Consider the following 6413-nt stretch of genomic DNA (forward strand, 5'->3'; position numbering starts at 1 on the left):
GAAGCTGTACTTGACGGAGAGCTCGGGATTGCCGAACCCCGAGCTGCTCCGTTCGTCCGGATCGTTCGGATCGATGAAGTTGTACTCCGCGCCGATGGAGAGCCCGAGATCCGGCGTGATGCGCTTCGAGAACTCGGCGCCGAGCGTCGTCTGCTTCGCCTCCGAACCCTTGATGTGGAGGACGCTGGGCAACGACAGCTCGTCGGCGACGAACGGATCGTCGATCGTCAATGTCGCCGGAAAGAAACGCTTCCCGATCACTCCGTGGGCCCAGACGGGCCCCGCATGTACCACGATCAGCAGCGCCACCCAGGACAGAGAACGAGCGTGTTTCATGCGCCACCTCGCTGGACCGGTCCCTCCGGGCCGCGGAGGGACGCCGGCTGTCGACGACGAGTGAGCCGTGAACGTCAGGCGAGGGCGAGGGGCGCCCGCGGGGGGCCGCGGGTGGAAGTCGGGCCAACGCTGGTCGAAAGAAGCGGGGCGGCCGGCGCGGCGTCGGCCGGCTCGGGGGACGGAGTGGGGGCCGGGACGTCGTCGAGGACGGCGCCGGCGGCCGACGGGCAGTCCGCCGCCGCCAGGAAGCTACACGCCGGCTGCTCGTCCGTGTCGAAGACGTGATGGACCAGGTGGGGGCCGGTCTCGGCGACCAGGAAGACCAGCCAGCCGCCGAAGACGAGGGTCAGCGGGACGCGAAGTCGCGCGCAATGGAAGCGCAGCATGATGCGAATCCCGACCGACCCATTCTGCCACACCATGCGGGTCGCGGGGGAGAATCTCGAGGCCAGGCGGGGCTCACGACTGCGGCCCGTCGTCGTCGTCCTCGTCGGTCTCGGCGCGGTCCGGGGCCCACACGGCCCAGGCGACCATCGCGATGGCCACGATCAGGCCGGCGACGAAGAACCAGGCGACGCTGCTCCCGGGGTGGCCGACGTCCCCTCCCGGGTGGTGGGCCCACGCGGCCCCGGGACCCAGCAGCGCGGGTACGGCACCGGACAGCCACGCGACGCCGCCGGCTTTCCGTCTTCGCCGCGCGACCACGTCCGACATCGATTCCTTCACGGGCTCTCCGGCATGCGACCGAGCTTCGCCCACTATATACGCGGTTTTCCTGCGGCGGAGGCAAAAGTTGACTTCGCCGACACCGGCGAGGAGAATATGACGGCGCGGCAAAGGGCCGGTTGCGCGGGCATGCCGCGGCGGGTCGGGCGCGCAGAAACCGCCCGGGAGCGTCAGGGAGGATGGCATGGAGTTGTCCGAGATTCTCCGTGAGGGCATGACCCGCGGCGCGTCCGACTTTCACCTCAAGCCCAAGCAGCACGCGGTACTCCGCGTCCAGGGCAAGCTGCTGCCGGTCGACGCCTGGCCGCCCATCGAGCCTCAGGATCTCGACAAGATGGGGCAGTCCATGATGACGGCCCCTCAGCGGGAGCGCTACGACCGGGAGGGCGGCGTCGACGTCCAGTACAGCGTGGCCGGGGTGGGCCGGTTCCGCGCCAGCATCTGCCGAGCGCGAGGAAGCACCTCGATCGCCCTCCGTACCGTGCCCTACGAGCTCCCGAGCTTCGACGATCTCAACCTCCCCCCGGTGGTCTCGAAGCTCGCCATGGAGCCGCGCGGCCTCATCCTGGTGACGGGGCCGGCGGGCAGCGGGAAGACCACCACCCTTGCCGCGATGATCCACCACATGAATCAGGCGCGGAACGACCACATCGTGACGATCGAGGACCCTATCGAGTACCTGCACCAGGACCGGAATTGCATCATCACCCAGCGCGAGGTCGGGACCGACACGCCGTCCTTCGCCGACGCGCTGCGCATCTGTCTGCGGCAGGACCCCGACGTGATCATGGTCGGGGAGATGCGGGACGTCGAGACGATCCGCACGGTTCTCACCCTCGCCGAGACCGGGCACCTCGTCCTGTCCACCCTGCACACCATCACGGCGGCCGAGACCGTGAACCGGATCATCGCCGAGTTTCCCGGCGCCCACGAGCGCCAGATCCGGGGGCAGCTCGCCCAGGTGCTCCGCGGGATCGTCTCGCAGCGGCTCATCGAGCGCTCGGACGGCTCGGGCCTGCTGCCGGCGGTGGAGGTCCTGGTCAGCACCTCGACCATCCAGCGCTGCATCGAGGACCCGGCGCGGACGGCGCAGATCCCGCAGGCCATCGCCGAAGGCCGCGACATGTACGGGATGCAGACGTTCGATCAGTGCGTCCTCGGCTACTACCAGAAGAACATGATCACCTTCGAGGAGGCGCTTCGGGCCTCGAGCTCGCCGACCGACTTCGAGGTCGAAGTCCAGCGGCTCTCCATGTCGGCGCCGGCCGCGGCGAAGCCGACCCCGACGGCCACCCCGGCTCCGGGTCGAGTGGCCGGGCGCCCGCCCGCGCGGTAGACTGACAGTCCGGGAACCGCGCGTCAGGCCCCCCCCGGGGCCTCCGGCCGTTCCGCGCCGTCCTGGTTCTCGAGGCTCACCGAGGGTCCAGGCTTCCGAGGGCTCGAGCCATGCACGTCGAGCGTGTCGGTCCCTATCTGTGGCGGATCCCGCCCGACGCCAAGCCGGGCATGCGGGTCCCGGGGCTCGTCTACGCGGACGACGAGCTGATGACCGCGATCCGCCGGGACGGCTCCCTCGAGCAAGTCGCCAACGCGGCCGCCTTGCCGGGGATCGTTCGGGCCTCGCTGGCCATGCCGGACATTCACCAGGGCTACGGCCTGCCGGTCGGGGGCGTCGTCGCCACCGACGCCACCCACGGAGTGATCAGTCCCGGGGGGGTCGGGTACGACATCAACTGCGGCGTGCGCCTCTTGCGGACGAACCTCACGAGCCAGGAGCTCGCCCCGCGGCTGCCGGCGCTCATCGACGCGCTCGCCCAGGCGATCCCCTCCGGCGTGGGCTCGCGCGGGGGCCTCCCGCTCTCGCCGAAGGAGGAGCGGCACGGCCCCGTCCTCAAGGGCGCGCGATGGACCGTCGAGCGGGGCTACGGGGAGGGAGGCGACCTCGCCCGCATCGAGTCCCACGGCGTCCTTCCCGGGGCCGACCCGGACGCGGTGTCGCCGCGGGCGTACGAGCGGGGTCGAGGGCAGCTCGGGACGCTCGGCTCCGGGAATCACTTCCTCGAGGTGCAGGCGGTCGACGAGCTGCTGGCGCCCGAGGTGGCGGCCGCCCTCGGGCTCGTGCCGGACCGGGTCACCGTGATGATCCACACCGGCTCGCGCGGGCTCGGCCACCAGGTGTGCACGGATGCCCTCGGCGTCATGCAAGGGGCGATGCGCCGGTACGGGATCACGCTGCCCGACCGCCAGCTCGCCTGCGTGCCGGTCGAGTCGCCGGAGGCCCGCGCGTACCTCGGAGCCATGCGAGCGGCGGCCAACTTCGCCTTCGCCAATCGCCAGTGCCTGGCGGGCTTCGCGCGCGAGGTCTTCGAGCGCGTCCTCGGCATCTCGCCGCGCGATCTCGGGTGGCAGCTCGTCTACGACGTGGCTCACAACATCGCCAAGGAGGAGGAGCACGAGGACGAGGGCCGACGCCGGCGCCTCCTGGTGCACCGCAAGGGCGCCACGCGCGCGTTCCCGCCGGGGCACCCCGAGCTTCCCGAGGCTTACCGGGCGATCGGGCAGCCCGTCCTCATCCCCGGCGACATGGGGCGCTACTCCTATGTGCTGGTCGGTCTCCCCGGCTCGATGCGCGAGACGTGGGGGAGCACCTGCCACGGGGCCGGCCGCGTCCTGAGTCGATCGGCCGCCGTGAAGGCGGCTCGCGGGCGTTCCATCGCCGACGAGCTGCGCGCGCGGGGGATCATCGCCCGGGCCAGCGGCCGCGAGTCCCTGGCCGAGGAGATGTCCGAGGCGTACAAGGACGTGAAGAACGTCGTCACCGTGGTGGAGCGGGCCGGGCTGTCGCGGATAGTCGCGCGGCTCCGCCCGCTGGGGGTCGTCAAGGGCTGAGGCGCCGATGGGTCGCCGTTGCTTGACCGACCCCGGGGCGCCTGTTACAGTCGAATGACGCACATGTCCTGGAATCTCAAAGAGAAGGCGGACCGGCTGCTCGGGGAGGAGCAGGGGACCGTCCGGAAGGACTGGGGGGGTCGGGTCGCCTTCGCCCTGGTCTACCCCAACACGTATGCCGTCGGGATGTCCAATCTCGGATTCCAGACGATCTACCATCATCTGAACGCCCTGCCCGACGTCGTCTGCGAGCGCGTGGTCCTGCCCGACCCGGAGGATCTCCCGGAGTACCGCCGGACCGCCACCCAGCCGTTCTCGCTCGAGTCCAAGCGCCCGCTGGCGGATTTCGACTTCGTCGGCTTCTCCATCACCTACGAGGGGGACTACATCAACACCCTGCGCCTGCTGCGCATGGCGGGGATTCCCCTCGACCCGGCGGCCCGCCGTCCCGAGGACCCCGTCATCCTGATGGGGGGCGTCTGCGCCTTCGCGAACCCCGAGCCCATCGCTCCGTTCATGGACTTCATCGTGGTGGGCGAGGGGGAGGAGATCGTGCGGGACATCGTGGACGCCTACCGGGGGGCCTTCGGCCCGAAGGACTGGACGGGGCGGCGGCGCGCGGACCTGTGGGACCGACTCCAGAGCATCCCCGGCATCTACCTGCCGCACCGCTACACGGTGGACTACCATCCCGACGGGACCGTCGCCGGCGTGGTCCCCGGCGGCGGCGCGCCGGCGCGCATCACGAAGCGCCGGCTCGGGAACGTGGACGACTTCCAGACGCTCTCGCTGCTGCGGACGCCGAACGCGGAATACGGCCACCTCGCCCTGCTGGAGGTCGGAAAGGGGTGCGGGCGCGGCTGTCGGTTTTGCCTGGAGGGGGAAATCTACCGGCCGGTGCGGCACCGAAGCCTCGACTCGCTCCGGCAGAGCGTCCGGGAGCTCGCCAAGCACGGAAAGCGCGTCGGGCTGGTCGGCGCCTGCGTGTCGGATTATCCCTGGATCGGCGGCCTGCTCCGGATCATCGAGGAGGAGGGGCTCGAGCTCTCGATCTCTTCGCTTCGCGCCGACAGCCTGACCGAGGACCTGGTGGCCTCCCTCCAGCGCGGAGGCCACCGCACGCTCACGATCGCTCCCGAGGCCGGGACCGAGCGCCTGCGGCGGGTCATCCGGAAGAACATCTCGGACGAGCAACTCTATGCCGCCTGCGATCTGGTGCGAGCCTACGGCATCCCGAACCTCAAGTGCTACTTCATGATCGGCCAGCCCACCGAGACGGGGGAGGACGTCGACGCCATTCCCGACCTGGCCACGCGGCTCCTCGAGCGCCTCCGGGTGCCGTCGCGGGAGGGACACCCGTTCGGTCGCCTCACCCTCTCGGTCAGCTCGTTCGTGCCGAAGCCGTGGACGCCGTTCCAGTGGGCCTCGTTCGATCACGTCGCGTCGCTGGAGTCCAAGCTCCGGACGATCAAGGCCGGCGTGCGACGGTTTCCCAACGTGCGAGTGCTTCACGAGAACCCGCGAGAGGCGTTCCTCCAGGCGCTGATCGCCCGCGGGGACCGCCGGGTCGCGCCGTTCCTGGCTCGGGCGGCCGAGCTCGAGGGGGACTGGCGGACGGCGCTGCGGGAGTGGGACGGCGACGCCGAGTTCTACACCTATCGGCCCCGGCCGCTCGGCGAGACGTTCCCGTGGGACCATCTCGAGGTCGGGGTCAAGAAGGCCGGGCTCATCCGCGAGTACGAGCGCGCCGGGCTGGCCGCGGCGGTCGTCTCCTAGCGTCACGACGGAGGAGAAGCGTGGAAACGTCGCCGCCCGGCCGCTACTTCCTCTACACGCTCTTCCGGGCCAGCCCGGCCTATTTCCAGCTCACCAAGGAGGAGAAGGCCCGGGCGATCGGCGATTACCTGGCTCGCGTCGAGGAGTTCCGCGGCCCGATCACGGTCCGCCCCTACTCGACCCTCGGGCTGCGTCACGACGCGGATTTCCTGCTGTGGCTCATCTCGCGCGACCTCGGGCCCATCCAGACGTTCCTCGAGGGGCTGCGCAAGAGCGCGCTGGCGCCGTACCTCGAGAACCGCTACACGTTCCTGGCCGTGACCCGGGAGTCCATGTACGTGAAGGAGCACAAGGGCGAGCCGCACGTCGAGACGCTCCCGTCCGGCGCCGCCGAATACCTGTTCGTCTATCCGTTCGTCAAGACGCGCGAGTGGTACCTCCTCCCGCTGGCGGAACGGCAACGCATCATGACGCAGCACATCCGCATCGGCCACGAGTTCCCCGGGATCCGCATCAACACCTCCTATTCCTTCGGGCTCGACGACCAGGACTTCGTCGTGTCGTTCGAGGGGAATGACCCCAAGGAGTTCGTCACGCTCGTCATGCGGCTCCGCGAGTCGGAGGCGAGCCGGTACACGGAGCGCGACACGCCGATCTTCACCTGCGCGAAGAGGCCACTCGAGGAG

General features: G+C 70.2%; 7 protein-coding genes. 4 read left to right on the plus strand and 3 right to left on the minus strand.

What is annotated here, in order from left to right:
• The 3 genes from VGW35_12595 to VGW35_12605 all read right to left on the minus strand — a co-directional run.
• A partial coding sequence (locus tag VGW35_12595; protein ID HEV8308493.1) for a hypothetical protein occupies positions 1–336 on the minus strand: 336 nt, incomplete at its 3' end.
• Between the two features lie 74 nt (positions 337–410).
• Positions 411–722 (minus strand): hypothetical protein, encoded by a 312-nt coding sequence (locus tag VGW35_12600; protein HEV8308494.1) that lies wholly within the window; start codon positions 720–722, stop codon positions 411–413.
• 73 nt (positions 723–795) lie between these two features.
• Positions 796–1062 carry a hypothetical protein gene (locus tag VGW35_12605; protein HEV8308495.1) on the minus strand — a complete coding sequence of 89 codons (267 nt, stop codon included), beginning with the start codon at positions 1060–1062 and terminating at the stop codon, positions 796–798.
• Positions 1063–1246: 184 nt separating this feature from the next.
• Here VGW35_12605 and VGW35_12610 point away from each other — a divergent pair, with 184 nt between their 5' ends.
• From VGW35_12610 to VGW35_12625, 4 genes are all read left to right on the plus strand, one after another.
• Positions 1247–2398, plus strand: a complete 1152-nt coding sequence (locus tag VGW35_12610) for a PilT/PilU family type 4a pilus ATPase (protein ID HEV8308496.1) — start codon at positions 1247–1249, stop codon at positions 2396–2398.
• A 110-nt stretch (positions 2399–2508) separates the two neighbouring features.
• Positions 2509–3951 (plus strand): RtcB family protein, encoded by a 1443-nt coding sequence (locus VGW35_12615; GenBank protein ID HEV8308497.1) that lies wholly within the window; start codon positions 2509–2511, stop codon positions 3949–3951.
• A gap of 63 nt (positions 3952–4014) precedes the next feature.
• On the plus strand, positions 4015–5727 hold the full coding sequence (locus VGW35_12620; protein ID HEV8308498.1) for a radical SAM protein: 1713 nt from the start codon (positions 4015–4017) through the stop codon (positions 5725–5727).
• 20 nt (positions 5728–5747) lie between these two features.
• Positions 5748–6413 (plus strand): chlorite dismutase family protein (locus tag VGW35_12625; protein HEV8308499.1); only part of this gene is annotated, 666 nt, incomplete at its 3' end.

The sequence above is a fragment of the Candidatus Methylomirabilota bacterium genome, assembly GCA_036005065.1.
Taxonomy (GTDB): Bacteria; Methylomirabilota; Methylomirabilia; order Rokubacteriales; family DASRDR01; genus DASYQW01.